This is a genomic window from Rhizobium phaseoli, from assembly GCF_010668805.1.
GTDB lineage: Bacteria > Pseudomonadota > Alphaproteobacteria > Rhizobiales > Rhizobiaceae > Rhizobium > Rhizobium phaseoli_A.
The window spans coordinates 51064-74781 of the sequence record NZ_WUFT01000008.1 but is presented as its reverse complement, the minus strand read 5'-3'; the positions used below and the strand labels follow the sequence as shown (position 1 = coordinate 74781).

The 23718-nt window shown below is 62.6% G+C and carries 19 protein-coding genes; 14 read left to right on the top strand and 5 right to left on the bottom strand.

Annotated elements, in window-relative coordinates:
• The first annotated feature begins 115 nt into the window (after positions 1-115).
• The 12 genes from GR197_RS13915 (at position 116) to GR197_RS13860 (ending at position 14336) form a co-directional block, all read left to right on the top strand.
• Positions 116-364: a hypothetical protein gene (locus GR197_RS13915; RefSeq protein WP_164010385.1), complete on the top strand. Its 249-nt coding sequence runs from the start codon at positions 116-118 to the stop codon at positions 362-364.
• Positions 365-418: 54 nt separating this feature from the next.
• A complete protein-coding gene (locus tag GR197_RS13910) occupies positions 419-1090 on the top strand; it encodes a response regulator transcription factor (RefSeq protein ID WP_164010382.1) in 672 nt (223 codons plus the stop codon).
• Positions 1080-2483: a sensor histidine kinase gene (locus GR197_RS13905; protein WP_164010379.1), complete on the top strand. Its 1404-nt coding sequence runs from the start codon at positions 1080-1082 to the stop codon at positions 2481-2483. Before GR197_RS13910 ends, GR197_RS13905 begins: the two co-directional genes overlap by 11 nt.
• A 118-nt stretch (positions 2484-2601) precedes the next feature.
• Entirely contained in the window at positions 2602-3027 is a 426-nt protein-coding gene (locus GR197_RS13900) for a hypothetical protein (protein ID WP_164010378.1), read from the top strand.
• An 82-nt stretch (positions 3028-3109) separates the two neighbouring features.
• Positions 3110-4327 (top strand): c-type cytochrome biogenesis protein CcmI, encoded by a 1218-nt coding sequence (ccmI, locus tag GR197_RS13895; protein WP_164010375.1) that lies wholly within the window; start codon positions 3110-3112, stop codon positions 4325-4327.
• Positions 4324-4812 (top strand): cytochrome c maturation protein CcmE, encoded by a 489-nt coding sequence (ccmE, locus tag GR197_RS13890; protein WP_164010372.1) that lies wholly within the window; start codon positions 4324-4326, stop codon positions 4810-4812. Before ccmI ends, ccmE begins: the two co-directional genes overlap by 4 nt.
• Positions 4809-6806: a heme lyase CcmF/NrfE family subunit gene (locus tag GR197_RS13885; RefSeq protein ID WP_164010369.1), complete on the top strand. Its 1998-nt coding sequence runs from the start codon at positions 4809-4811 to the stop codon at positions 6804-6806. Before ccmE ends, GR197_RS13885 begins: the two co-directional genes overlap by 4 nt.
• Entirely contained in the window at positions 6803-7258 is a 456-nt protein-coding gene (locus GR197_RS13880; RefSeq protein ID WP_164010367.1) for a cytochrome c-type biogenesis protein, read from the top strand. The genes GR197_RS13885 and GR197_RS13880 overlap by 4 nt, the downstream gene beginning before the upstream one ends.
• Before the next feature lie 170 nt (positions 7259-7428).
• The gene (locus GR197_RS13875) at positions 7429-9012 is read left to right on the top strand and encodes a Do family serine endopeptidase (protein ID WP_164010364.1); all 1584 of its coding nucleotides are present in this window, start codon (positions 7429-7431) and stop codon (positions 9010-9012) included.
• Positions 9013-9079: 67 nt separating this feature from the next.
• The gene (locus GR197_RS13870) at positions 9080-9835 is read left to right on the top strand and encodes a response regulator transcription factor (RefSeq protein WP_432444201.1); all 756 of its coding nucleotides are present in this window, start codon (positions 9080-9082) and stop codon (positions 9833-9835) included.
• Positions 9832-11241, top strand: coding sequence for a sensor histidine kinase (locus GR197_RS13865; RefSeq protein ID WP_164010362.1), 1410 nt, complete (start codon positions 9832-9834; stop codon positions 11239-11241). The genes GR197_RS13870 and GR197_RS13865 overlap by 4 nt, the downstream gene beginning before the upstream one ends.
• 137 nt (positions 11242-11378) lie before the next feature.
• Positions 11379-14336 (top strand): bifunctional [glutamine synthetase] adenylyltransferase/[glutamine synthetase]-adenylyl-L-tyrosine phosphorylase, encoded by a 2958-nt coding sequence (locus GR197_RS13860; protein WP_164010359.1) that lies wholly within the window; start codon positions 11379-11381, stop codon positions 14334-14336.
• A gap of 29 nt (positions 14337-14365) precedes the next feature.
• Here the strand turns inward: GR197_RS13860 and GR197_RS13855 are convergent, their stop codons facing one another.
• The 3 genes from GR197_RS13855 to GR197_RS32655 all read right to left on the bottom strand — a co-directional run bounded on the left by GR197_RS13855 (position 14366) and on the right by GR197_RS32655 (position 20809).
• Positions 14366-16675, bottom strand: a complete 2310-nt coding sequence (locus GR197_RS13855; protein ID WP_164010355.1) for a PAS domain-containing sensor histidine kinase — start codon at positions 16673-16675, stop codon at positions 14366-14368.
• A 191-nt stretch (positions 16676-16866) separates the two neighbouring features.
• The gene (gene pepN, locus GR197_RS13850; protein ID WP_164010353.1) at positions 16867-19515 is read right to left on the bottom strand and encodes an aminopeptidase N; all 2649 of its coding nucleotides are present in this window, start codon (positions 19513-19515) and stop codon (positions 16867-16869) included.
• A gap of 187 nt (positions 19516-19702) precedes the next feature.
• Positions 19703-20809, bottom strand: coding sequence for a methyl-accepting chemotaxis protein (locus GR197_RS32655; protein ID WP_164010352.1), 1107 nt, complete (start codon positions 20807-20809; stop codon positions 19703-19705).
• Positions 20810-21145: 336 nt separating this feature from the next.
• Here GR197_RS32655 and GR197_RS13840 point away from each other — a divergent pair, with 336 nt between their 5' ends.
• Both GR197_RS13840 and GR197_RS13835 read left to right on the top strand, forming a co-directional pair.
• Positions 21146-22084, top strand: coding sequence for a DMT family transporter (locus GR197_RS13840; protein WP_164010349.1), 939 nt, complete (start codon positions 21146-21148; stop codon positions 22082-22084).
• Positions 22085-22329: 245 nt separating this feature from the next.
• Positions 22330-23202 carry a hypothetical protein gene (locus tag GR197_RS13835; protein ID WP_164010346.1) on the top strand — a complete coding sequence of 291 codons (873 nt, stop codon included), beginning with the start codon at positions 22330-22332 and terminating at the stop codon, positions 23200-23202.
• Here GR197_RS13835 and GR197_RS32005 read toward each other — a convergent pair whose 3' ends face one another.
• Together GR197_RS32005 and GR197_RS13830 are read right to left on the bottom strand one after the other, a co-directional pair.
• Positions 23203-23358 carry a hypothetical protein gene (locus GR197_RS32005; RefSeq protein WP_007626617.1) on the bottom strand — a complete coding sequence of 52 codons (156 nt, stop codon included), beginning with the start codon at positions 23356-23358 and terminating at the stop codon, positions 23203-23205.
• A 148-nt stretch (positions 23359-23506) separates the two neighbouring features.
• The gene (locus tag GR197_RS13830) at positions 23507-23698 is read right to left on the bottom strand and encodes a hypothetical protein (RefSeq protein WP_164010858.1); all 192 of its coding nucleotides are present in this window, start codon (positions 23696-23698) and stop codon (positions 23507-23509) included.
• Positions 23699-23718: the final 20 nt, after the last annotated feature.

Genomic DNA, 23718 nt, shown 5'->3' with positions numbered 1-23718 from the left:
CCGCAGCCAGTCGAGAATGGTTCTAAATGCCCTGTGTTACAGCGCATTCATTTGCCATTCAGGTCACGTGAGTACATATTCGGGCCACATTGGCATTACCTTGAAAGCATAGCACATGGCCTTTCCTCTGAGCGTCGCAGCATTGGCCGCCGGACTGGTGGTATCGGCGCCCTCACCGGACGTCGTGGGCACTCTCGTCCACAGCGTAGCAGGTGACTGCAGCGCCGCCGCAGCCCAGGTGGTTGAGCAAACGGGCGGCCAGCTCCTGTCCGTGCAACCGGTGGGCGACACCTGCATCATCACCGTCCTGGTGTCGGGAAACGGCCAGCGTCCACGCAAAGTGACGGTAAAGGTTCCGATGTAAGCGGAATCGGTCTATTCAGGACATGATCGATTTGAAGCGGGCGAAGGCGGACCGATGCGCATTCTGGTAGTCGAAGACGACGTTAATCTGAACCGGCAGCTGGCCGACACGCTGAAGGAGGCGGGCTATGTCGTCGACCAGGCGTTCGACGGCGAGGAAGGGCATTTCCTCGGCGATACCGAACCTTATGACGCCATCATTCTCGATATCGGCTTGCCGGAGCTGGACGGGGTCACCGTCCTTGAAAAATGGCGCGGCGCCGGCCGCGGCGTGCCGGTGCTGATTCTGACGGCGCGCGACCGCTGGAGCGACAAGGTCGCCGGCATCGACGCAGGGGCCGACGACTACGTCACCAAGCCCTTCCATGTCGAGGAAGTGCTGGCGCGCATTCGGGCGCTGATCCGGCGTGCGGCCGGGCATTCCTCATCCGAGATCATCTGCGGGCCGGTGCGGCTCGATACAAAATCCTCGAAGGCGACGGTCAATGGCACGACGCTGAAGCTGACCTCGCACGAATACCGCCTGCTTGCCTATCTCATGCATCATATGGGCGAGGTCGTTTCCCGCACAGAACTGGTCGAGCACATGTACGACCAGGATTTTGACCGCGATTCCAACACGATCGAGGTCTTTGTCGGCCGTTTGCGCAAGAAGATGGGCGTCGATCTGATCGAAACGGTGCGCGGTCTCGGATACCGTATCCAAGCGCCGAAAAATGCGAATTAAGTCGCTCACCGCACGTGTTTTGCTGTTGACCACGGTCTGGTCGACGGTGGCGCTGGTGGTGATCGGCCTGTTGATCTCCACCCTCTACCGCAAGAGTGCCGAACGTGGTTTCCAGGATTTGCTGCGGGCGCAGCTCTATAACGTCATCAACTCGGTAACGATCGGCGATCAAGGCGCGCTCAGCGGCAGCCCGCAGCTCGGCGACCTGCGTTTTGCCCAGCCGAAGACCGGCTGGTATTGGGTGGTGGAACCGCTCGGCACCTATACGACGGCACCGCTGGTGTCGCCCTCGCTCGGCTCCGCGCTCATTCCGGTTCCCTCCGTCGTCGAGGCGCCCTTCGACAAGAATTACGAACGCTACTATCAGGTGACGGATGCCTCCGCGAACCGCGTGCAGGTGGCCGAAACCGAAGTGGTGCTGGATACCGACGGGCGCGCGGCGCGCGTCCGCGTCACCGGCAATGTCGATGTCGTCGAAGACGACGTGCGCACCTTTTCCCATAGCCTCTACCTGGCGCTGGCCGGCTTCGGCGTCGGCAGCCTGATCGTCAATGCCCTGGCGATTCTCTATGGCCTGAAGCCGCTCGACAAGGCGCGTGCCGCCTTGGAGCGCATCCGCGCCGGCGAGAGCGAGCAGCTGAAGGGCGACTTCCCGCGCGAAATTTTGCCGCTCGCCAACGAGGTCAACGCGCTGATCGACAGCAACCGCCGCATCGTCGAGCGGGCCCGCATGCAGGTCGGCAATCTCGCCCATTCGCTGAAGACGCCGATTGCCGTTCTTCTCAACGAGGCGCGCGTGCTCGAAAAATCCCATGGCGAACTGGTGCGCAGCCAGGCAGAATCGATGCAGGGGCAGGTGCAGTCCTATCTCAACCGCGCCCGCATCGCTGCACAGCGCGAATCCGTGCTCGCCCGCACCGATGCCGAGCCGGCGCTCGAGCGGCTGGTGCGCGTCATGCGCCGGCTGAACGTCGATACCGAATTCGATCTCGTCGTCTCGCCGCCGCATCTGGCCGTCGCCATGGAGCAGCAGGATCTCGAGGAAACCGTCGGCAATCTCTTGGAGAATGCGGCGCGTTTTGCCAAAAGCAAGGTACGGCTTTCAGCCGTCGAGGCCGGCGACGACGTCAAGGGAGCGGAGGCGAGCGCGCGCCGCCAATGGGTGGAACTCGCCGTCGAGGATGACGGGCCGGGCCTGGAGCCCGATCAGATCCGCGAGGCGCTGAAGCGCGGCCGCAGGCTCGACGAGAGCAAGCCCGGAACCGGGCTCGGCCTGTCGATCGTCACCGAGATTTCCAGCGAGTACCAAGGACGCCTCGAGCTTTCCCGCGGCGAATGGGGCGGGCTCAAGGCGAAGCTTATCCTGCCCGGCATCACAAAGGATGTTGCATGAGCAACTGCTTGATGTCACAAAGATACTGGCAAATGCATAGCATGCTTTGCCTTAATGCTGACACGGGGACGCTGCACTTCGATCGGCTGAAATTGACCCCTGATCGTGGTTCGACGCAATGATTTTACGCTCGCAAGGCATGATCGCTTCCGCTCTTCTCGTCGCCGTCGCGCTCTCCGGCTGCACGACGACGAAGGGTGCCGCTTCACGCGGCATTTTTTCGAGCAAGCCCTCGGCCTCGGCCGCCTTCCTCACCGCGCTGCAAGGCGGCCTTGCTGGCCGTAGCGGTGTGAGCCTGAGCGATAGCGACAAGCAGCGGGCGCTCGAGGCAGAATATCGGGCGCTGGAAGGTGCAGCCGTCGGCCAGCCGGTGCTGTGGACCGGCAAGGACGTCACCGGCAAGGTGGTCGCGGCAGCACCCTATCAGGTCGGTTCGCAGAACTGCCGGCAATATACCCATACGCTGACCGCCGACGGCAAGGATACCGTGGTGCGAGGCGCTGCCTGCCGCAACAACGATGGAAGCTGGTCGCCGCTCGGCTGAATCTGGTGAGTTGCGGCTCAAATCTTCGTCATTCCGGCTTTGGCAGTTGGAATGGCGGCGCGCTTCACGTATTTGGGCGAATATGCTGTTCTGGATTCTCGTTGCCGTTCTGACGGCAGTCGTCGCCGTCATCCTGCTCTACCCCCTTCTGCGCGGAGCGAAGGCGGCGGAGGACATCCGCGCGGGCGAGGCGGCAGTCTACCGCGACCAACTGCGCGAACTCGACCGCGATCTCAATGGCGGGCTGATCACGCCTGAAGAAGCTGATTACGCCAGGGCCGAAATCGGCCGGCGGCTGATCGCCGTCTCTGCTGATGAACTGGAAGAAACGCCGAAACCCGCGCGACATCACCGTTTCACCGAGGCCTTCGTGCTGCTGGTCCTGCCAGTTCTCGGGCTCTGTTTTTATTTGACGACGGGCAGACCGGACCTGCCCTCGCAGCCGCTGGAAGCGCGGCTGGAAAATCCCGGCAACGATATGGCTGTGCTGATCACCAAGGCGGAACGGCACCTGGCGCAGAATCCCGATGACGGCAAGGGCTGGGACGTGCTGGCGCCAATCTATGTCCGCACGATGCGCGTGAACGATGCGCAAGTGGCCTATCGCAATGCCATCCGGCTTCTCGGCCCAAGTCCGGCCCGGCTCGACGGCCTGGCGGAGACACTGATGGCGATCTCCGACGGCGTCGTGACGGAGGAGACGCGCCAAGTGCTGGAACAATCGCTGACGCTGCAACCCGACAATCCTCGCGCCCGCTTTTACATTGCGTTCAGCATGGAGCAGGCGGAACGGCCCGATGAGGCGCGCCAGGCCTTCGAGACGCTGGCAAAACAATCGCCGGCCGATGCGCCCTGGCTGCCGCTGGTCAACCAGCATATCGCCTTGAATGGCGGCGCGCCGGCAGTTCCCGATCAAGCTGCTCCGATTACCCCGGCTGCCCCGGGCGCCAATCAGGCTGCCCCGGGCGCCAATCAGGCTGCCCCGGGCGCCAATCAGGCTGCCCCCGGCAATCCCACGCAGCAGGATGTGGCGGCGGCGGACAACATGAGCGCTGGCGACCGGCAGCAGATGATCCGCGGCATGGTCGCGAGCCTCGATGCCAAGCTGAGCGAGGATCCGAACAATTTCGAGGGATGGATGCGGCTCGTCCGCTCTTACGCCGTATTGAACGATAAGGATCGCGCTGCCGGTGCGCTGAAGCGCGGGCTTGCGGCCTTTCCGCCGGCTGGCGAGCAGGGCAGGCAGTTGCTGGCACTGGCCAAGGAACTCGGCATCGCCACGGAAGGAATGATGCAATGACGCGCAAGCAGAAGCGCCTGGCGGTGATCGCGGGCGGCATGGGCTTCATTGCCGCCGCCGTGTTGCTGGTGATGTTCGCCTTCAGCCAGTCGGTCGCTTATTTCTATATGCCGGCCGATCTGGCGAAGACGCCGGTGGCGCCGGAAACCCGCATCCGGCTCGGCGGCCTGGTCGGCGAAGGCAGCGTTGTGCGCGGCACCGGCTCGACCGTGGAATTTGCCGTCACCGACGGCAGCGCCAATGCCGTGAAAGTGAAATATACCGGCATTCTTCCCGATCTCTTCCGCGAAGGCCAGGGCGTCGTTACCGAAGGCATGTTTGCATCAGGGACCGACGTCTTCGTTGCCGATACTGTGCTTGCCAAGCATGACGAGACCTATATGCCGAAGGACGTGGCCGACAGGCTGAAGCAGCAGGGGCTGTGGAAAGAAGGCCAAGGCCCAGCGAAGGAAGGTCAAGCCCAGGAAGTGAAGGCGACGCAATGATCATCGAGATCGGCCATTACGCGCTGGTGCTGGCGCTGGCAACGGCGCTCACCCTTTCCATCGTGCCGGTGATCGGAGCCCGTCGCCGCGACCGGGCGATGATGGATGTGGCGACGGTCGGTTCGCTGGCGATGTTTGCGCTTGTCGCCTTCTCCTTCGGCGTGCTCACCTATGCCCATGTCGTCTCGGATTTCTCGGTCGAGAACGTCTGGGAGAATTCGCATTCGCTGGTGCCGCTGATCTACAAATATTCCGGCGTCTGGGGCAATCACGAGGGATCGATGATGCTCTGGCTGTTGATCCTGACGCTGTTCAGCGCGCTGGTCGCCGTCTTCGGCCGCAATCTGCCGGAGACGCTGAAGGCCAATGTATTGGCCGTGCAGGCCTGGATTTCGGTCGCCTTCACGCTGTTCATCCTGTTGACCTCCAATCCGTTTCTGCGTCTCGATCCTGCGCCGGCCGAGGGCCGCGATCTCAATCCTGTCCTGCAGGATGTCGGTCTGGCGATCCACCCGCCGCTGCTTTATCTCGGTTATGTCGGCTTTTCCGTCTGCTTTTCCTTTGCGGTTGCAGCACTCCTCGAAGGGCGCATCGACGCCGCCTGGGCCCGCTGGGTGCGGCCGTGGACGCTGGCCGCCTGGACATGTCTGACGCTCGGCATCGCCATGGGTTCCTACTGGGCCTACTACGAACTCGGCTGGGGCGGCTGGTGGTTCTGGGACCCGGTGGAAAACGCCTCCTTCATGCCGTGGCTCGCCGGCACCGCATTGCTGCATTCCGCCCTCGTCATGGAAAAGCGCGAGGCGCTGAAGATCTGGACGGTGCTGCTTGCCATCCTCACCTTCTCACTGTCGCTAATGGGCACCTTCCTGGTGCGCTCCGGCGTGCTGACCTCGGTGCATGCCTTTGCCAGCGATCCCTCCCGCGGCGTCTTCATTCTCTGCATCCTGCTGATTTTCATCGGCGGTGCGCTGTCACTGTTTGCCTTTCGCGCGCCGAAGCTTTCGGCCGGCGGGCTGTTTGCGCCGATTTCGCGCGAGGGCGCGCTGGTCGTCAACAATCTGATCCTGACGGTTGCCTGCGGCACGGTTCTCACAGGCACGCTCTATCCGCTGCTGCTGGAGACGCTGACCGGCGACAAGATCTCTGTCGGGCCGCCCTTCTTCAACCTGACCTTCGGCCTGCTGATGGCGCCGCTGATCGTTGTCGTGCCGTTTGGACCGCTGCTTGCCTGGAAGCGCGGCGATCTGCTCGGCGCCTTGCAGCGGCTCTATGTCGTTGCCGGTCTCGCCTTCACTGCTGCGGTGGTCTTCTTCTATCTCCAACATGGCGGCCCGGTACTTTCCGTGCTCGGATTGGCCGCCGGGCTGTTCCTGGTTCTGGGTGCTGCTGCCGATCTCTGGTATCGCGCCGGCATCGGCAAGGTGGCGGGCAATATCGCCTGGCGCCGTCTGACCGGCCTGCCGCGTTCGGCCTTCGGCACCGCCCTTGCCCATGCCGGGCTCGGCGTCACCGTGCTCGGCATCGTCGCGGTGACGACGTTTCAGACCGAACATGTGATCGAGATGAAGCCTGGTGAGACCACCGATGCCGGCGGGTACAGCCTGCATTTCGACGGCATGCAGCCGGCGACCGGGCCGAACTATACCGAGGAGCGCGGCCACTTCACCATCCGTCGCGCCGGTATCGCGGTTGCCGATACCTGGTCGGCCAAACGACTCTACACCGCCCGCCAGATGCCGACGACCGAAGCGGGCATCCTGACCTTCGGCCTCAGCCAGCTCTACGTCTCATTGGGTGACGCCACCAAGGACGGCGGCATCGTCGTGCGCATCTGGTGGAAGCCGTTCATCCTCTGCATCTGGGGTGGAGCGGTGCTGATGGCCTTTGGCGGCCTCGTTTCGCTCAGCGACCGGCGCCTGCGCGTCGGCGCCCCGCGCAGGAAGGCGAAGGCCGCAAAGCCGGCAACGCCTGCAATGGAGCCGGCGGAATGATGCGGCGTCTCCTCCTGGCTTTGGCTTTGATGCTGATGGCCGCGCCGGCCTTCGCCGTCAATCCCGACGAGGTGCTGGCCGATCCGGCGCTGGAGGCGCGGGCGCGAGGCCTTTCGGCGGAACTGCGCTGTATGGTCTGCCAGAATCAGTCGATCGACGATTCCAATGCCGATCTCGCCAAGGATCTGCGCCTGCTGGTGCGCGAGCGCATCACCGACGGCGACAGTGATGATGAGGTACTGAACTATATCGTCTCGCGCTACGGCGAGTTCGTGCTGCTGAAACCACGATTCACCATGAAGACGGGCCTGCTCTGGGGCGCCCCGGCGCTGCTGGTGCTCGCCGGCGGGCTGTCATTGCTGGTCTTTGCCCGCAAAAGGGCCGGCAAGCCGACGGGAAGCAAGCTGACGGCCGACGAACAGGCGAAGTTGAGCGAGCTTCTGAAAAAGTAAGCAGCTCGCCGACGGCAATCGTCCGCCGCGACCGGGCCAAGCATTCTCATACATTACCAATTTTTCATTGGCCGGACAGTTCGCAGTAAGGTGCGGCGTCCTATATCTTCATTCATCGACTGATCCGGCGCCGCCGGTCTGAAGATTTAAGAACAAGAGAAGGTGCTCCAATGCTCAAGAATTTCAACGGACGTCTGTCCCTCGCCACTGTGCTCAAGGCTTCTACCGTCGCCGGTATCGCAGCCGCTGTGCTTGCAACCGGCGTTCCGCTCGAAATCACCCGGTCTTATGCCGAAGCAGTCAAGGTTCAAGCACCTGCTGTCCCGAGCTTCGCCAATGTCGTCGACGCCGTTTCGCCGGCCGTGGTTTCCGTTCGTGTCGAAAACCGCGTCAATCCGGTCTCTGACAATGATGGCTTCTCCCTCGAAGGCCGCGGCTTCGACGATCTTCCCGATGATCATCCGCTGAAGCGCTTCTTCAAGCAGTTCGGCGGCCAGGACCCAAATGATCAGCAGGGCCATCAGCGGCGCTTTGGCCAGAACGGCCCGGGCGGCCCGAATGGCCCGAATGGCAAGGGCCGTCTGCGTCCGGTCGCTCAAGGGTCCGGCTTCTTCATCTCCGAGGACGGTTACATCGTCACCAACAACCACGTCGTTTCCGATGGCCAGGCCTTCGTCGCCGTCATGAATGACGGCACCGAGCTCGATGCCAAACTGATCGGCAAGGATCCGCGCACCGACCTCGCCGTCTTGAAGGTCGACGGCAAGGGCAAGAAGTTCACCTACGTCAACTGGGCGGACGACAATAACGTCCGCGTCGGCGACTGGGTCGTTGCCGTCGGCAACCCGTTCGGCCTCGGCGGCACGGTCACGGCCGGCATCGTCTCGGCCCGCGGCCGCGATATCGGTTCCGGTCCATACGACGATTACCTGCAGGTGGATGCCGCCGTGAACCGCGGCAATTCCGGCGGTCCAACCTTTAATCTCAGTGGCGAAGTCGTCGGCATCAACACCGCGATCTTCTCGCCGTCGGGCGGCAGCGTCGGCATCGCCTTCGCCATTCCCGCCTCGACCGCCAAGGATGTCGTTGCCGATCTGATGAAGGACGGCCAGGTTTCCCGCGGTTGGCTGGGCGTCCAGATCCAGCCGGTGACTAAGGACATCGCGGAATCCATCGGCCTTTCCGAGCCGAGCGGCGCCCTTGTCGTCGCCCCGCAGGCCGGATCTCCGGGTGACAAGGCCGGCATGAAGGCCGGCGACGTCGTTACCGCGCTGAACGGTGAAACGATCAAGGATGCGCGTGACCTCAGCCGCCGCATCGGTGCGATGCAGCCGGGCAGCAAGGTCGAGCTTTCGGTCTGGCGCGCCGGCAAGGCCCAGCCTCTCACCGTCGAACTCGGCACGCTGCCGGCCGACCAGAAGGACGCGTCCGCCGATGACAACAGCCAGCCGCAGCAGCCCGAGGCACCGGCTTCCGAAAAGGCGCTTGCCGATCTCGGCCTGACGGTCGGTCCTTCCGATGATGGCAAGGGCCTGGCGATTACCGGCATCGACCCGGACTCCGACGCCGCCGACAAGGGCATCAAGGAAGGTGAAAAGATCACCTCGGTCAACAACCAGGAGGTTTCCAGCCCCGCCGATGTCGTCAAGGTGCTGAACCAGGCCAAGAAGGACGGCCGCACCCGCGCGCTCTTCCAGATCCAGTCCGGTGAAGGAAGCCGCTTCGTCGCCCTTCCGATCAACGGCCAGGGCTGATCCTTTAAGAAAACAGGAGCCGTGCGGATGAAAATCCGCGCGGCTCAATTCTTCTGACCTTTGAAGGATGATCGCGATGAGCGCCGCCCCGCAGGAAGATGCTTTGAGCCTTGCCGAAACGCAGCCGGTGGGTAATGTCGGCCGCATGAAGATTCTCATCATCGAAGATGATCTCGAAGCCGCGGTCTACCTCACGAAAGCCTTTCGCGAGGCGGGTATCGTTGCCGATCACGCCAGCGACGGCGAGGCCGGCCTGTTCATGGGGTCGGAAAATACCTACGACGTCATCGTCATCGACCGTATGCTGCCGCGCCGCGACGGTCTCTCCGTCATCAGCGAGCTGCGCCGCAAGGCGATCCATACGCCGGTCCTCATTCTCTCGGCGCTCGGCCAGGTCGATGACCGCGTCACCGGACTTCGTGCCGGCGGCGACGATTACCTGCCGAAGCCCTATGCCTTCAGCGAGCTGCTGGCCCGTGTCGAGGTGCTCGGCCGCCGCAAGGGCACGCCGGATCAGGACGTCGTCTATCGCGTCGCCGACCTCGAACTCGACCGGCTGTCCCACGAGGTGCGCCGCGGCGGCAAGGAGATCCTGCTGCAGCCGCGCGAATTTCGCCTGCTCGAATATCTGATGAAGAACGCCGGCCAGGTGGTGACCCGCACCATGCTGCTTGAAAACGTCTGGGACTATCACTTCGACCCGCAAACCAATGTCATCGACGTCCACGTCTCGCGTCTGCGCGCGAAGATCGAGAAGGACTATAGCCAGCCGCTCCTGAAGACCATCAGGGGCGCGGGGTACATGATCAAGGACGAGGGATGAGCCGCTTCAGGGTTCTCTTCAAGTCCACCGCAGTCCGCCTTTCGGCACTCTATATCCTGCTTTTCGCCATCTGCGCCGCGACGCTCGTCTTCTATGTGACGGCGATGTCGGAACGGCTGCTGACCGGCCAGATCCGCGATGCCGTCAAGCAGGAGGTGGAGCAGGTACAGCGCGCCTATGACACTGGCGGCATGAACCTTCTCCTGCGCACCATGGAGCGGCGCGCCCGCCAGCCGGGCGCCAATCTCTACATCATCGCCGGCCCCTCGGGCGATATTCTCGCCGGCAACGTCGCCTCGGTGCAGCCTGGTGTTTTCGAGGAAATCGGCTGGACGTCCGCGTCTTTCATCTATCAACGCTATACCGACAGCGGCGTCGAGCGCCGCCACAAGGCGATCGCCAATATCTTCGTTCTCGACAACGGGCTTAGAATCCTGATCGGCCGCGACCTTGGCGATCCCGAGCGTTTCCGTCTCCTGGTGCGCCAGGCGCTGATGGTGGCCTTGGCGATCATGGGGCTCGGCGCCATCATCATCTGGTTCGCCATCGGCCGCAATGCGCTGAAACGCATCGACCGCATGTCGGATGCGAGCAAGAAGATCATGGCCGGCGACCTGTCGCAGCGCCTGCCGGTCGGTGGCTCCGGCGATGAGTTCGACCGGCTGTCCATGTCTTTGAATACCATGCTGGAGCGCATCGAGAAGCTGAACGAGGGCCTGCGGCAGGTCTCCGACAATATCGCCCACGATCTCAAGACGCCGCTGACGCGGCTGCGCAACAAGGCGGCCGATGCACTCGATATCGCGGATGGCGAGACGCGGCGGGGAGCGCTTGAAGGCATTATTTCCGAATCGGACCAGCTGATCCGCACCTTCAACGCCCTGTTGATGATTTCCCGCGTCGAGGCTGGATCGGTGGCGGCCGAGATGTCGCCGGTAGAGCTTTCGGCGATCGTCTCCGACAGCGCCGAGCTTTACGAACCGGCGGCCGAGGAAGCCGGGCTCGGCCTCAGCGCCAGCGTCGAACCGGGTGTCGAAGTGCAGGGCAATCGTGAGCTGATCGGCCAGGCGATCTTCAATCTGCTCGACAATGCCATCAAATATTCCTCCGATACCCAAGGGGCGGGCACAGTGTCGCTGAAGCTTGCCCGCCGCCCGGATGGCATCTGCCTTTCGGTGGCCGACCACGGACCGGGCGTTCCCGCCGAACGGCGCGACGACGTGGTGAAGCGCTTCGTCCGCCTCGACGAAAGCCGTTCGAAGCCCGGCACGGGGCTCGGCCTTTCGCTGGTGGAAGCGGTGATGGAGCTGCACAACGGCCGGCTGGAGCTCTCCGATACCGATCCCGACAGGCCCGGACAGCGCGGCTTGACCGTCAGCATGATTTTTCCGGCCAAGGCGGCCTGAACTCTTCTGCCGAATGACCATCGGCTGAATCGCGTATTGGCTGTTTGGCGCCAAGACCCTAGTTTAATTCCGATCGAAGCAGACGGTTTGCGATTCCATGTGGCCGTTTTCTTCCGCTCAAAAGGCAGGGAGAGCGCATGCTGACGAAATCGACGCATGGCCTGAAGGATGTGGCCGAAGGGCTGTTGCGTCCGCTGAGCCAGACGGAGCTGAAGCTGGCGCTGGCCGACCTCCAGGAGGCCGGCAGACAAGAGCCGTCGGTGGCTGCGATGCTGAAGACCGACGGCCCGCTGCGCGATTTCATCGCCGCGGCGCTGACGCTGTCACCTTACCTGCGCGAAATCGCCAATCTCGACCCTGCCGTCCTCGCTGGCGCCATCAGCCAGCCGCTGGAGCCGCAAATCGAGGCGCTGGTCGCCGAGGCGCGCGATTGCTGGCGGCCGGACGGCGAGGGGGGCGCACCGGCGGAATCGGCGGTGATGAGCAGGCTGCGCATCATCAAGCGGAAGGTCGCCTTCCTTGTCGCACTCGCCGATCTCTCGCGGATATTCGACGGGCGGGCGACGACGGCTTGGCTGAGCGAGCTTGCCGAAGCTTCGGTCGCGGCGGCAATCGACCACCTGCTGCTGTCGGCCCATGAGGGCGGAAAGCTGCGGCTGCGGGATCCGGCGTCGCCTAGCGACGGCTCCGGGCTGATCGTGCTCGGCATGGGCAAACTCGGCGCCTGCGAACTCAACTATTCCTCCGATATCGACCTCGTCGTCTTCTTCGATGAAGAGGTGGGCATCGTGCCCGACCCGGATGACGCGATCGAGATCTTTCCCCGGATGATGCGGCGGCTGGTGCGCATCCTGCAGGAGCGCACGGCCGATGGTTATGTCTTCCGCACCGATTTGAGATTGCGCCCCGATCCCGGCTCGACGCCGCTGGCGATCCCGGTCGAGGCGGCGATGATCTATTATGAGGGCAGGGGCCAGAACTGGGAGCGGGCAGCGTTCATCAAGGCGCGTGCGGTTGCCGGCGACCTTGCGGCGGGTGGCGATTTCCTGCGCGGGCTTTCCCCTTTCGTCTTCCGCAAATATCTCGATTATGCGGCGATCGCCGATATCCATTCGATCAAGCGGCAGATCCACGCCCACAAGGGTCACGGCGCCATCGCGGTCAAGGGCCACAACGTCAAGCTCGGCCGCGGCGGCATCCGCGAGATCGAATTCTTCGTTCAGACGCAACAGCTGATCGCCGGCGGCCGCATGCCGGCCTTGCGCGGCCGGGCGACGGAAGAGACGCTCGGCGAACTCACCAAGGCGAAATGGATCGATGCCGAGACGCGGGACGAACTGACCGAAGCCTACTGGTTCCTGCGCGATGTCGAACATCGCATCCAGATGGTGCGCGACGAGCAGACCCACCTGCTGCCGGAAACCGATGCCGACCTGAAGCGCATCGCCTTCATGATGGGCTTTACCGATACGCCGAGCTTTGCCGAACGGCTGGTCGGCGTGCTGAAGACGGTCGAGCGGCGTTATGCCCACTTGTTCGAACAGGAAAGCAAGCTTTCAACCGGCACCGGAAACCTGGTCTTCACCGGCCAGGGCGACGATCCCGATACGCTGGAGACGCTGAAGAAACTCGGTTTTAGCAGGCCGTCCGACATTTCCCGCATCATCCGCACCTGGCACTATGGCCGCTACCGCGCGACGCAATCGGTCGAGGCGCGCGAAAGGCTGACGGAGCTGGCGCCGGAGCTTTTGCGGGTTTTCGGCGAAAGCAAGCGCGCCGACGAAGCGCTGTTGCGCTTCGACAGCTTCATCTCGGGCCTTCCCTCCGGGATCCAGCTGTTCTCGCTGCTCGGCAGCAACCCGGCATTGCTGTCGCTGATCGTCAACATCATGTCCTCGGCACCGCGGCTTGCCGAGGTGATTGCTGCGAAGCCCCATGTCTTCGACGGTATGCTCGATCCCGGCCTGATGGCCGAGCTGCCGACCCGCGATTATCTCGGCGAACGGCTGAAGGGCTCGCTTGTTCAGGCGCGCCACTATGAGGAAGTGCTCGACCGCCTGCGTATCTTCGCCGCCGAGCAGCGTTTCCTGATCGGCATCCGCCTGCTGACCGGCGCGATCAACGGCCAGATGGCCGCGCGCGCCTTCACCCATCTCGCCGACCTGATCATCGCAGCCGCACTCGAGGCTGTGGTGAGTGAGATGCGGGCAGCGCACGGCGACTATCCCGGCGGGCGCATCGCTGTTGCCGGCATGGGCAAGCTCGGCAGCTTCGAGCTGACGGCAGGGTCCGACATCGATCTGATCCTGCTCTATGACTATGACGACACCGCTTCCGAATCCGATGGGGAAAAGCCGCTCGACGCGACGCGTTATTTCACCCGCATCACTCAGCGGCTGATCGCCGCCTTCTCGGCGCCGACCGCCGAAGGCGTGCTCTATGAGGTCGACATGCGGCTGCGCCCCTCGGGCAACAAGGGACCGGTCGCCACCCGCATCAACGCCTTCGGCAAATACCAGCGCGAAGAGGCATGGACCTGGGAGCATATGGCACTCAGCCGCGCCCGGCTGATCTCAGGCGATGAGAGCCTCATCGCCGAGGCCGAACACATCGTCAGCGAGGTGCTGTCGGCCGATCGCGACATCGCCAAGGTGGCGCATGACGTCGCCGAAATGCGCGACCTGATCGATAGGGAAAAGCCGCCCGCTGGCCCATGGGACCTGAAGCTGATTCCCGGCGGCGTCATTGATCTCGAATTCATCGCCCAGTATCTGGCGCTGATCGCGCCGACCCGAGGCGTCGGCATTGCAGTGAACGGCTTGAGCACCGGCGAGGCTTTGAAGCTGCTCGGCGACAGGCTGATGGAAGCAGTCGATCTCGACATTTGCCTCGAAGCCTTCGCGCTCTATACCGGCCTTTCACAACTGATCCGCCTCTCCATCGACGGCGTGTTCGATCCGAAGGACGCGCCGGCGGGCCTCGTCGAACTCGTCTGCCGCGCCGGCGATTGCCCCGACATCCGGACGTTGGAGGGCGAGCTGAAGCGGCTTTCGAAAGCGGTCAGGAAGATTTTCCTGAAAGTCGTGAAGGTTTGATGCATCGACGAACTGCGACGTGCTTTAAATTAAACGTTGTCGGGAATGCGCAGCGAGATCACCGTGCCCACAGCTTCGCGGGAGCGGATCTTCATGCGGCCGCCGTGCAACGCCGTCAGTGAGCGCGAGATGGCAAGCCCGAGGCCGGAGCCGCCCTTGCTCTTGGCATACTGGCTCTGCACTTGCTCGAAAGGCTGGCCGATCTTCGCCAGCGCCGAGCGTGGGATGCCGATGCCGGTGTCGGCGATGGTAACGACCACCGCGCCGTCGACGCGGCGTGTGCGCACAGTAATGCGGCCGCCATGGTCGGTGAACTTCACCGCATTGGAGAGCAGGTTGAGCAGCACCTGCTTCATCGCCCGGCGGTCGGCCGTCAGCGTCAGGCCGGATGAGATGCGCTGGTCGATGACGATGTTTTTCTCTGCCGCCGGAATGGCGGTGAACCGCAGGCTTTCCTCGATCAGCGGCACGAGATCGATACGTTCGCAGTGCAGCTTGAGGTGGCCGGCCTCGATCTTCGACATGTCGAGAATGTCACTGATGACATTGAGCAGATGTTTGCCGCTGTCATGGATATCGCGGGCGTATTCGTCGTATTTCAGGCAACCGAGCGGACCGAACATCTGGTTCTGCAGGATTTCCGAGAAGCCGAGGATGGCGTTGAGCGGCGTGCGCAGCTCATGCGACATATTGGCGAGGAATTCCGATTTCGCCTTGTTAGCGGCCTCGGCGCGTTCCTTCTCCGCCTGATAGTTGGCGTTCGCCGTCGAAAGCTCGGATTTCTGGATTTCCAGCGTCTGGCGCGAGGCGGAAAGATCGCCGATTGTCGCCATCAGCCGGCGTTCGGATTCGCGCAGCCGCTCCTGATGGCGTTTCATCAGCGTGATGTCGGTTCCGACCGAGACCCTGCCGCCGTCGCGGGTGCGCCGCTCGTTGATCTGCAGCCAGCGTTCGTCGGCAAGCTGCACTTCCGTCGTGCGCGAATAGCCGGAGCCGTCGGCATCGGCGATCCGCCGTTCGATGACGGGGCGGGCGGCGGCAGCATTGACGGTCGAGCGCTCGGTGCCGGGCACGAGCACGCTGTCCGGCAGTCCGTAAGCCTGCTGGAAATGCGTGTTGCACATGACCAGCCGATCGTTCTTGTCCCAGAGCACGAAGGCCTCCGAGGTGCATTCGATGGCATCGGCCAGGCGCTGATCGGCTTCGGCGTAGCGTTGGGCGAGCCGATGCTGCTCGGTCACGTCCATGGCGATACCGATCAGGTGCACGCGGCCGGAATTGCTGCGGATCACCTGGGCGCGGGCGCGCATCCAGACATAATGGCCGCCGGCATGGCGCATGCGGAAGATCTGGTCGACCTGGCCGGAATGGCCCTTGGCGATAGCACGCGCGATCTCGTAGAGCCCGCCGTCATCGGGATGCATCAGCCGTGCGGCTTCGCCGAAGCCCATCGTCTTGTCGGAACCCGGCAGGCCGAGCATGTCGTACATCGAGCGCGACCAGAAGAATTCGCGGTTCTCGAAGTCGAAGTCCCAAAGGCCGCAGCGGCCGCGCGACAGTGCCGTCTCGACGCGCAGGTTCGATTCCAGGAAAATGTCGTCGGCGTCGCGGGCGCGCTTCACCTGCGTGTAATAGGCATAGAGGATGACCAGCAGGATCGAGGAGATGCCGGCAAACAGCGTAACGTTGAGGGCCAGTTGCTCGCGCCAGAGCCGGCTGATCTCGTCGAGCGAGGTGGCGGCGACGATATAACCGCCGGCATTGCCCATCAGCGTGATCTCGGCATAGTGCGGCACGCCGCCGATGGTCGTTTCGATGACGCCGGCGCGGTCGCCGAAACGCCGGATCGCCGAAACCTCGGGGAAGAAATCGCTGACATTGCTGCCGACATGCGAAAGCCCGGCGGTCGTCGCGGCAAAAACCTTGCCGCTTGCCTGCACGAGCAGCACGAAAGCGCCGCTGTCGAGCCGGTCCTGCGGCAGGAACCTGGCGAGCCGGGCCTGCGCTTCTGCGATATCGCCGCTGTCGAAAATTTCGGATGCATCGGCAAACACCGCAGAGGCGGTCGCGGCCGAAAGCGCTGTGGCATGACGGGCCGAGGCTTCCAGGCGGGAGTATTCGCTGACCATGCCGAAGAAATGCGACGCGGCGACGATGACGAGGAAGGCGACGATCAGCGCCGGAATGGCGCGCTTCAACAGCAGCTCGGCCTTCGGCAGATGACGGAGAAGTGGCTCCGATGTCGCATGACCGGAAAGGCTGTCTCGCCAGGCTTTCAACCCGTCAAAATCGACACGCAGCCGTCCTCCGGCCACGGTTGCCCGCCGCACGTCCATCATCTCTTCGCCTTGTCCCTCGTGTGATTCGCGCGCCGCTCGCTCGAACCTGACCTAGAGAATCATGGGTGATTCGCCTTGTCCAGAGGCAAAGGTAAAAATCCGTTAACTATCTATGATTTCGCGTTTTTCGGGCGATCTGACCTGCTGGGCAACCGGCCGCCGAATTCTTCGCGACGGCCGGCCGAAGCAAATCACCCTTTAAGCGTGCGCTCGACGATATCGCGCACGTCGGTCGACAAAGCGGCAGCCTGCTCGATCTCGATCAGCGCCTTACGAGCGTGATCCGCACGCGCCGGTTCAAGCGCCCGCCAGGAGCGCATCGAGGTGAGAATGCGGGCGGCAAGCTGCGGGTTGCGTTCGTCGATATCGAGAATCTGACGGGCAAGGAAACGATAGCCTTCACCGTCGGTGCGGCCGAAGCCGGTCGGATTGGCAAAGGCGAAGGTGCCGACCAGCGCCCGCATCCGATTCGGATTGGTCCGCTTGAACAGCGGATCGTCCATCAGCGCGCGGATCCGCTCCAGGGTTGCTGCGCCCGGAATGCCGGCCTGGATTGCGAACCATTTGTCGATGACGAGCGCATTTTCCGCGAAACGGTCGCGGAAGCTTGCCAGCGCCTCGGCTGTCTCGGCGCTGTCGGCAAAACGATGGGCGAGGATCGTCAGCGCATGGCTGAGATCGGTCATGTTGTTGGCCGCATCGAAGGCGGCTTTGGCGCGGGCCGGCGTCTGCTCGGCGTAGGAGAGGTAGGTAAGCGCGCTATTGCGCAAGGCCCTGAGGCCGGCGCTTTTCGCGTCGGGGCTGAAATCGCCCGATGTCGTCATCGCCGCATAGAGGCCGGCAAAAACATCCTTTCCGGCATCGGCGATCTGCTTCACGACCGCCTGCCGGCCGGCATGGATGGCATCGGGATCGTTGTTGCCGCCGAGTTCGCGGGCGATATCGGATTCGCTCGGCAGAGCGAGTGCCTGAGCGCGGAAGGCAGGCTCGAGGCGCTCGTCGGCGGCCGCCGCAATCAGCGTCTCGACGAAGGTCGCCTCGCAGACGACAGGCTTGCCCTCGCGAGCGTCGCGGGCTGCTTTCAGGAGGTTCGGCAACGCCAGATCGGTCAGCGCCTGCCAGCGGGCGAAATGATCGGTCTCATGGCGGGCGAGGTGGGCGAGATCGGCCGGGCTCTGATCGAAATGCAGGTTGATCGGCGCCGAGAAGCTGCGGTTGATCGAAACGACCGGCCGCGAGCCAATCCCATGAAACACCGCCGTCTGCGTGCGGCCGGTGAGATGCAGCACCTCGCCGGCATATTCCGCGCCGTCGACCGAGCGAGGCTCGATCTTGCCGCCGTTTTCGCCGAACAGCGCCAGGCTGAGCGGGATATGCATCGGCTCCTTGTTCGGCTGGCCTGGTGTAGCGGGCGTCATCTGTTCCAGCGACAGGGTGAAGCTGCCGGCCGCCGCATCATAGCTGCCCGATGCGGTGACGAGCGGTGTGCCGGCCTGATGGTACCAGAGCGAGAATTGCGTGAGGTCGCGCCCGCTTGCATCCTCGAAGCATTTGACGAAATCCTCGATCGTCACGGCCTGGCCGTCATGGCGATCGAAATAAAGGTCCATGCCCTTCTTGAAGCCATCCTTGCCGAGCAGCGTCGCGATCATCCGCGTGACTTCGCTGCCCTTCTCGTAGACGGTCGTCGTGTAGAAATTATTGATCTCGCGATATTGCGTCGGCCGCACCGGATGAGCGAGCGGGCCGCCATCTTCCGGGAACTGCTCCGATTTCAGGTGGCGCACCTCGGCGATGCGCTTGACCGGCCGCGAGCGCTGGTCTGAAGAGAATTCGTGATCGCGATAGACCGTCAGGCCTTCCTTGAGGCACAGCTGGAACCAGTCGCGGCAGGTGATACGATTGCCGGTCCAGTTGTGGAAATATTCATGCGCGATGATCGCCTCGATATTGGCGTAGTCGGCGTCGGTGGCGAGTTCCGGATCGGCAAGGACGTATTTGTCGTTGAAGACGTTGAGGCCCTTGTTCTCCATCGCCCCCATGTTGAAGTCGGAGACGGCGACGATCATGAAGATGTCGAGATCGTATTCGCGTCCGAACCTCTCTTCGTCCCACTTCATCGAGCGTTTGAGCGCGTCCATCGCATAGGCCGCGCGCGGCTCGTTGCCGTGCTCGACATAGATCTTCAGCACCACCTCGCGGCCGGACATGGTGGTGAAAATGTCTTCGACGACGCCGAGATCGCCGGCGACGAGCGCGAACAGATAGCTCGGCTTCGGATGCGGGTCGAACCAGGCGGCGAAATGCTTGCCCGGGCCGTAGCCGGCGCCGCCGAGGAAGTTGCCGTTCGACAAGAGCAGCGGGTTGGCGTCCTTGTCGGCGATAATGTTGACCGTGAATGGTGCAAGCACGTCGGGCCGGTCGGGGAAATAGGTGATGCGGCGGAAGCCCTCCGCCTCGCATTGCGTGCAGTAGATGCCGCCGGTGCGGTAAAGGCCCATCAGCTTGGTATTGGCCTCGGGGTTGATGACCGTAGTGATCGTCAGCTCGAAAGGCGCGCTCTCCGGCAGGTCGCGCACCGTCAGGCTCTCGCCTGTTGCGTCATAACGCGAAGGGTCGAGCTCCACTTGGTCGAACAGCAGCCCGGACAGCGTCAGCTCATCGCCGTCGAGCACGATCGGCGCTGTCGGATCGGCGCCCGGGCGGCGATGAAAGATCAGGCGTGCCTCGACCTTTGTCTCCGTCGGGTCGAGTTCGAAGGTCAGGTCCACGCGTTCCAGCACAAAGTCGGTGGTACGGTAATCTGCCAGATGAATGACCTGGCCGGTATCTGTTCGCATGGTGTTTCCTGAAGACCGTTATTTGACAACCGCGGAATACAGAGGCGGGCGCACTCTGCCATAATTTTGCCGGGCATGATTACATTAAAGTCTGAACTAAAGTTAAAGCAAATTGCCCGCGAACACCAAGTTCACGGGCAAAATATCCTCTTGAGAACTGAAGGACGCGGCTGCTGGGCGAAAGGTGCTATTTTAGATTGAGTGCCGCCTTGATCGTCGCGTCGCTTTCCGTCCGCTGCACGACGACGCCGTACCAGCCGAGCCCGTCATAGTCCTCGTAGCCGAGGGTGCGCGCGAAAGCGACGATCGAGCCGTTATTGTCGTAGTAGCTGCCCTTGGCACGGCCGGATGGGTTGGCGAGGGCGAAATGGGAAAACAGCAAGGCGGGATTGGTGGTGGCGATCACCCGGCTCTTGCCGTCGAGCAGCATGACCGTCGTTTTCTCCGCCAGTTGCGGCGGCAGGTTCGCCTCTTTCTCGACGATCGCCTGGCCCTGGTTCTGCCAGTCGAAATAGACGCCGAGCGTGCCGATCAGCCGTCCGTCGAGCTTGCCTTCTTCGCGGATGCCGGTGGCATAGACGAGCGCATGCCTGTTGTCATGGATGGGGCTCGCTTTGACCTCGTCGACACTATACGCGTCGCCGGAGGCGCAGGCAGACGCCGCGCGGAACCATGCATCGCCGGCAAAGCTCGTGCCGGCAATCTTGCGTTGGAACTTGGGATTGGCCGATGCGATCACCTTGCCCGAAAGATCGGTCATGACCAGATCGAGATAGACGGTGTAGAAGCGGTTGATGGCGCCGAGACGCTCCGCGGCAAAGGCGATGGCTTCCCGATCCGGGTTTCGCAGCGCCTGCCAGAGCGCCGGGTCCGTCGCCCACCAGCGCACATCGGCCGTGCGCTCGAAAAGGTTGCGGACAATGAGCTGCACCAGCGTCTGCGCCAGATCGGTGAGGCGAACGCCCTCCATCTCCTCGACCAGCGAATCCGCCATGGCGCGGCTGAGGCCGATGCGCCCGAGCACGTTGCTCTCGAACCTGCCGGTGATGTCGGTGGCGATCTGCGCCAGCCGCTGCACCTCGTTGGCAACGACCGCAAAGCCCTTTCCGGTCTCGCCGGCTCTTGCCGCTTCGATCAGCGCATTGATGGCGAGCAGCTTGATCTGCTTGACGATATTGGTGTTGTCGGCGCTGAAGCGCTCAAGGTCGATGCTGATGCCGTCGGTGACGACGCGCATCGAACGTGGCGTCGCATTTTGCGACTGGGCAATGGTTTCGGCGCTAAGCGGCTTCATCAAATGATCCTGGAAGGGCGGGCAATCGTTGCAGGGCGAGGAAAATTTCGAACAAGCAAAAACGATGCGTGCCTATGGTTTTCAATTGGTTAACAGCGGCCGGTCAGAGGTGAACATTTTGGGGCGAAATGGCTGAAGAGAGCAAAAAAACGACGCGAGGGCGCGCATTCCGCACCGTCGGGCCTGCGCGGGAAGGTGATCTTGCGATTCTTCCACGCTGCTTGCGATTTTTTCGCCAATCGGGATTTTCTTCGCTACGATAGAAACGTCATCTTCTGCGTTCCCGAGTCGAACGCGTCTCCCCGTTGCTGTTAAGTCGATATAAGAGCCAGGATCATGCACGTGGTTCTCAAAAACCCGATGAGAGGCATTGCGCTGAAGGTGTCGTCGGTCGTGGTCTTCCTGGCCATGCAGACCTTCATCAAGCTGGCGGGCTCAGACATCCCACCCGGTCAGGTCACTTTCTGCAGGTCCTTCTTCGCGCTTTTCCCGATCATGGCCTATCTCGCCTATATCGGGCAACTGCGCGCGGCCTTTTACACCGCCAATCCGATCGGCCACCTAAAGCGCGGCACGATCGGTATCATGTCGATGGCTTTCGGTTTCTATGGCCTGCTGCATCTGCCGTTGCCGGAAGCGATTGCGCTCGGCTACGCCTTGCCGCTCGTCGCCGTCGTCTTCGCCGCGGTTTTTCTCGGCGAGACCGTGCGGATCTATCGCTGGAGCGCCGTCCTGGTCGGCATCGTCGGCGTCGCCATCGTCTCCTGGCCGAAACTCACGCTGTTCCGTGACGGCGGCATGGAAGCCGAACAGGCCGTCGGCGCGCTCGCAGTGCTGCTCTCGGCCGTTCTCGGCGGCATGGCGATGATCCAGGTGCGTCGTCTCGTCGAGGAGGAGAAAACGGCGACGATCGTACTCTATTTCTCGCTCATCGCATCGGTCTTCTCGCTGGCCTCCCTGCCGTTCGGCTGGCTCGTCCTGCCATGGCCGTCGGCACTCTGCCTCGTCGCCGCCGGTTTTTGCGGCGGCATCGCGCAGATCCTGCTGACGGAAAGCTACCGCCATGCCGATGTCTCCACCATCGCGCCGTTTGAATATACCTCGATCCTGCTCGGGATCATCGTCGCCTATTTCGTCTTCGGCGATGTGCCGAGCTTTACCATGCTGATCGGCACTCTCATCGTCATCTCCGCCGGCATCTTCATCATCTATCGCGAGCATCAGCTGGGCATCGAGCAGAGGGAGGCGCGCAGAGCCACGACGCCGCAAGCCTGACGCTTGCAACCGCCTGATATGAAAGCTTTTAAGGCGAATATCGCCGCTTGGGGAAAAATGCTCGCAAAGAGCGAAAAGAATGGTGAATTCTTGGGATATCGCTGCCTCGCGGAATATGTTTGTTGAAGATGAGAGAGTATCATTTATTCGAAGCTGTGCATGTCTGAATGGCCGCTGATACCGGGGAAGCTTTCGGTATTGCTGCTCCGAACGCCGGCCGGCGCGCGGAGGTGGAGAAAAGCATAATGGCATTCACGGCGGAGCAATTGGCGGGGAACTCCTCCTTTCTGATGAGCATCCGCTTTTTGGCTGGGCAGATGCGCGGTATGTTCGATGCCGGCCCGCGCCTGGCGCGATTGCTCGCTTCGCACCAGCGCTGGCTTCTGACCCAGACTGCCTATGCCCTCAATCTGGAATATGACCCGCGCGACCCGACCTCGGGTTTCACCGCCGTTCGGCTGACCGGACGCATCACCGCGCATAAGGTGGCGAGCCGCAACACCGTTCTCGCCTTCATCGAAGAACTCTATACCTACCGCTTCATTGTTCACACGCCCGGCGATGAGCGGCGGCGGCCACGTCATTTCGAGCCGGCCGACGTCAGCCATCAGGCGATGTTTGCCTGGATTCATTCCAATCTCGGCGCGCTCGATCTGCTTGACGGCGGTCAAAGGGCAGCGTTTTTCCAGTCAAACCCATCAATGATGCGGCTGGTTCAGCCGCGCATCGCTCGCCATTGCCTGGAGGATGCCGCCTGGCGCGAGCCGCCCGAACAGGTGGCGCTGTTCCTCTGGACGGAGGCCGGCGGCCTCGTCGTCGACAACTTCATCGCCCGAATGGATATGGAAAGCAGCGAGCCGGACAGGTTTTCCGTCGGTCGCGTCGAAACCCGTGCGCTCGCCGCCGATTTCATGATGTCGCGCACCCACCTCCAACGGCTCTTGGCAAAGGCGGCGCAGCGCGGCTGCGTCGGCTGGGATGACGAACCACGCAAGACGCACATTTGGATATCGCGGGATTTCGTCGAGCAATACTGCGCCTGGCAGGCGGTCAAGTTCGCCTATGTCGACGAAGCCTTCGAATGGGCAAAAACCCAGATCGAGGAAATTGCCGTCTGATCAGAGAACGATGGCCGCGGCACTTGGGCCGATGCAGGGGGCGGCGTCGACCGGCTTGAGCGATAGCTCGCGCTCATATTCCCGCGCGGCTGAGACCGCGACGCGGATATGCTCGAAAGTTTCGATGTTGCGCAGAAGCGATATCAGGATCGTCATCTTGGAGTTACTCTTAACGCTAGAGCAATTCCAGGAAAAGTGCGAAGCGGTTTTCCGTCCGGAATTGCGTAATAACAAAAGGTTAGAGCGGTTCGGCGCTTCCATGAAAAGCTGAACTGCTCTAAACGGCAGGCGATGCGCCTGCCGCTCAATATTGCTGGAAGTCCGAAAAAATCGCGTCGGGGCGCGCTGTGCGGCCGTTGATGCCAGTGCCGCGGGCAATCATCTGTTCGTTTGCGGCAAAGCCGAAACGGCTGTGGCCGTGAGTGGTACGAACCTGGTCGCCGGCGAGGCGAAGGGTTTCAAACCCGCTATGGATAGGACGAAATCGTTTGTTCATGGCCTTGGTTCCTTTGGTTC

Bases quoted from the DNA above. Each gene is read 5' to 3' on its own strand.
- GR197_RS13915 (WP_164010385.1), top strand. From the start codon at position 116: ATGGCCTTTCCTCTGAGCGTCGCAGCATTGGCCGCCGGACTGGTGGTA.
- GR197_RS13910 (WP_164010382.1), top strand. From the start codon at position 419: ATGCGCATTCTGGTAGTCGAAGACGACGTTAATCTGAACCGGCAGCTG.
- GR197_RS13905 (WP_164010379.1), top strand. From the start codon at position 1,080: ATGCGAATTAAGTCGCTCACCGCACGTGTTTTGCTGTTGACCACGGTC.
- GR197_RS13900 (WP_164010378.1), top strand. From the start codon at position 2,602: ATGATTTTACGCTCGCAAGGCATGATCGCTTCCGCTCTTCTCGTCGCC.
- ccmI (WP_164010375.1), top strand. From the start codon at position 3,110: ATGCTGTTCTGGATTCTCGTTGCCGTTCTGACGGCAGTCGTCGCCGTC.
- ccmE (WP_164010372.1), top strand. From the start codon at position 4,324: ATGACGCGCAAGCAGAAGCGCCTGGCGGTGATCGCGGGCGGCATGGGC.
- GR197_RS13885 (WP_164010369.1), top strand. From the start codon at position 4,809: ATGATCATCGAGATCGGCCATTACGCGCTGGTGCTGGCGCTGGCAACG.
- GR197_RS13880 (WP_164010367.1), top strand. From the start codon at position 6,803: ATGATGCGGCGTCTCCTCCTGGCTTTGGCTTTGATGCTGATGGCCGCG.
- GR197_RS13875 (WP_164010364.1), top strand. From the start codon at position 7,429: ATGCTCAAGAATTTCAACGGACGTCTGTCCCTCGCCACTGTGCTCAAG.
- GR197_RS13870 (WP_432444201.1), top strand. From the start codon at position 9,080: ATGATCGCGATGAGCGCCGCCCCGCAGGAAGATGCTTTGAGCCTTGCC.
- GR197_RS13865 (WP_164010362.1), top strand. From the start codon at position 9,832: ATGAGCCGCTTCAGGGTTCTCTTCAAGTCCACCGCAGTCCGCCTTTCG.
- GR197_RS13860 (WP_164010359.1), top strand. From the start codon at position 11,379: ATGCTGACGAAATCGACGCATGGCCTGAAGGATGTGGCCGAAGGGCTG.
- GR197_RS13855 (WP_164010355.1), bottom strand. From the start codon at position 16,675: ATGATGGACGTGCGGCGGGCAACCGTGGCCGGAGGACGGCTGCGTGTC.
- pepN (WP_164010353.1), bottom strand. From the start codon at position 19,515: ATGCGAACAGATACCGGCCAGGTCATTCATCTGGCAGATTACCGTACC.
- GR197_RS32655 (WP_164010352.1), bottom strand. From the start codon at position 20,809: ATGAAGCCGCTTAGCGCCGAAACCATTGCCCAGTCGCAAAATGCGACG.
- GR197_RS13840 (WP_164010349.1), top strand. From the start codon at position 21,146: ATGCACGTGGTTCTCAAAAACCCGATGAGAGGCATTGCGCTGAAGGTG.
- GR197_RS13835 (WP_164010346.1), top strand. From the start codon at position 22,330: ATGGCATTCACGGCGGAGCAATTGGCGGGGAACTCCTCCTTTCTGATG.
- GR197_RS32005 (WP_007626617.1), bottom strand. From the start codon at position 23,358: ATGACGATCCTGATATCGCTTCTGCGCAACATCGAAACTTTCGAGCAT.
- GR197_RS13830 (WP_164010858.1), bottom strand. From the start codon at position 23,698: ATGAACAAACGATTTCGTCCTATCCATAGCGGGTTTGAAACCCTTCGC.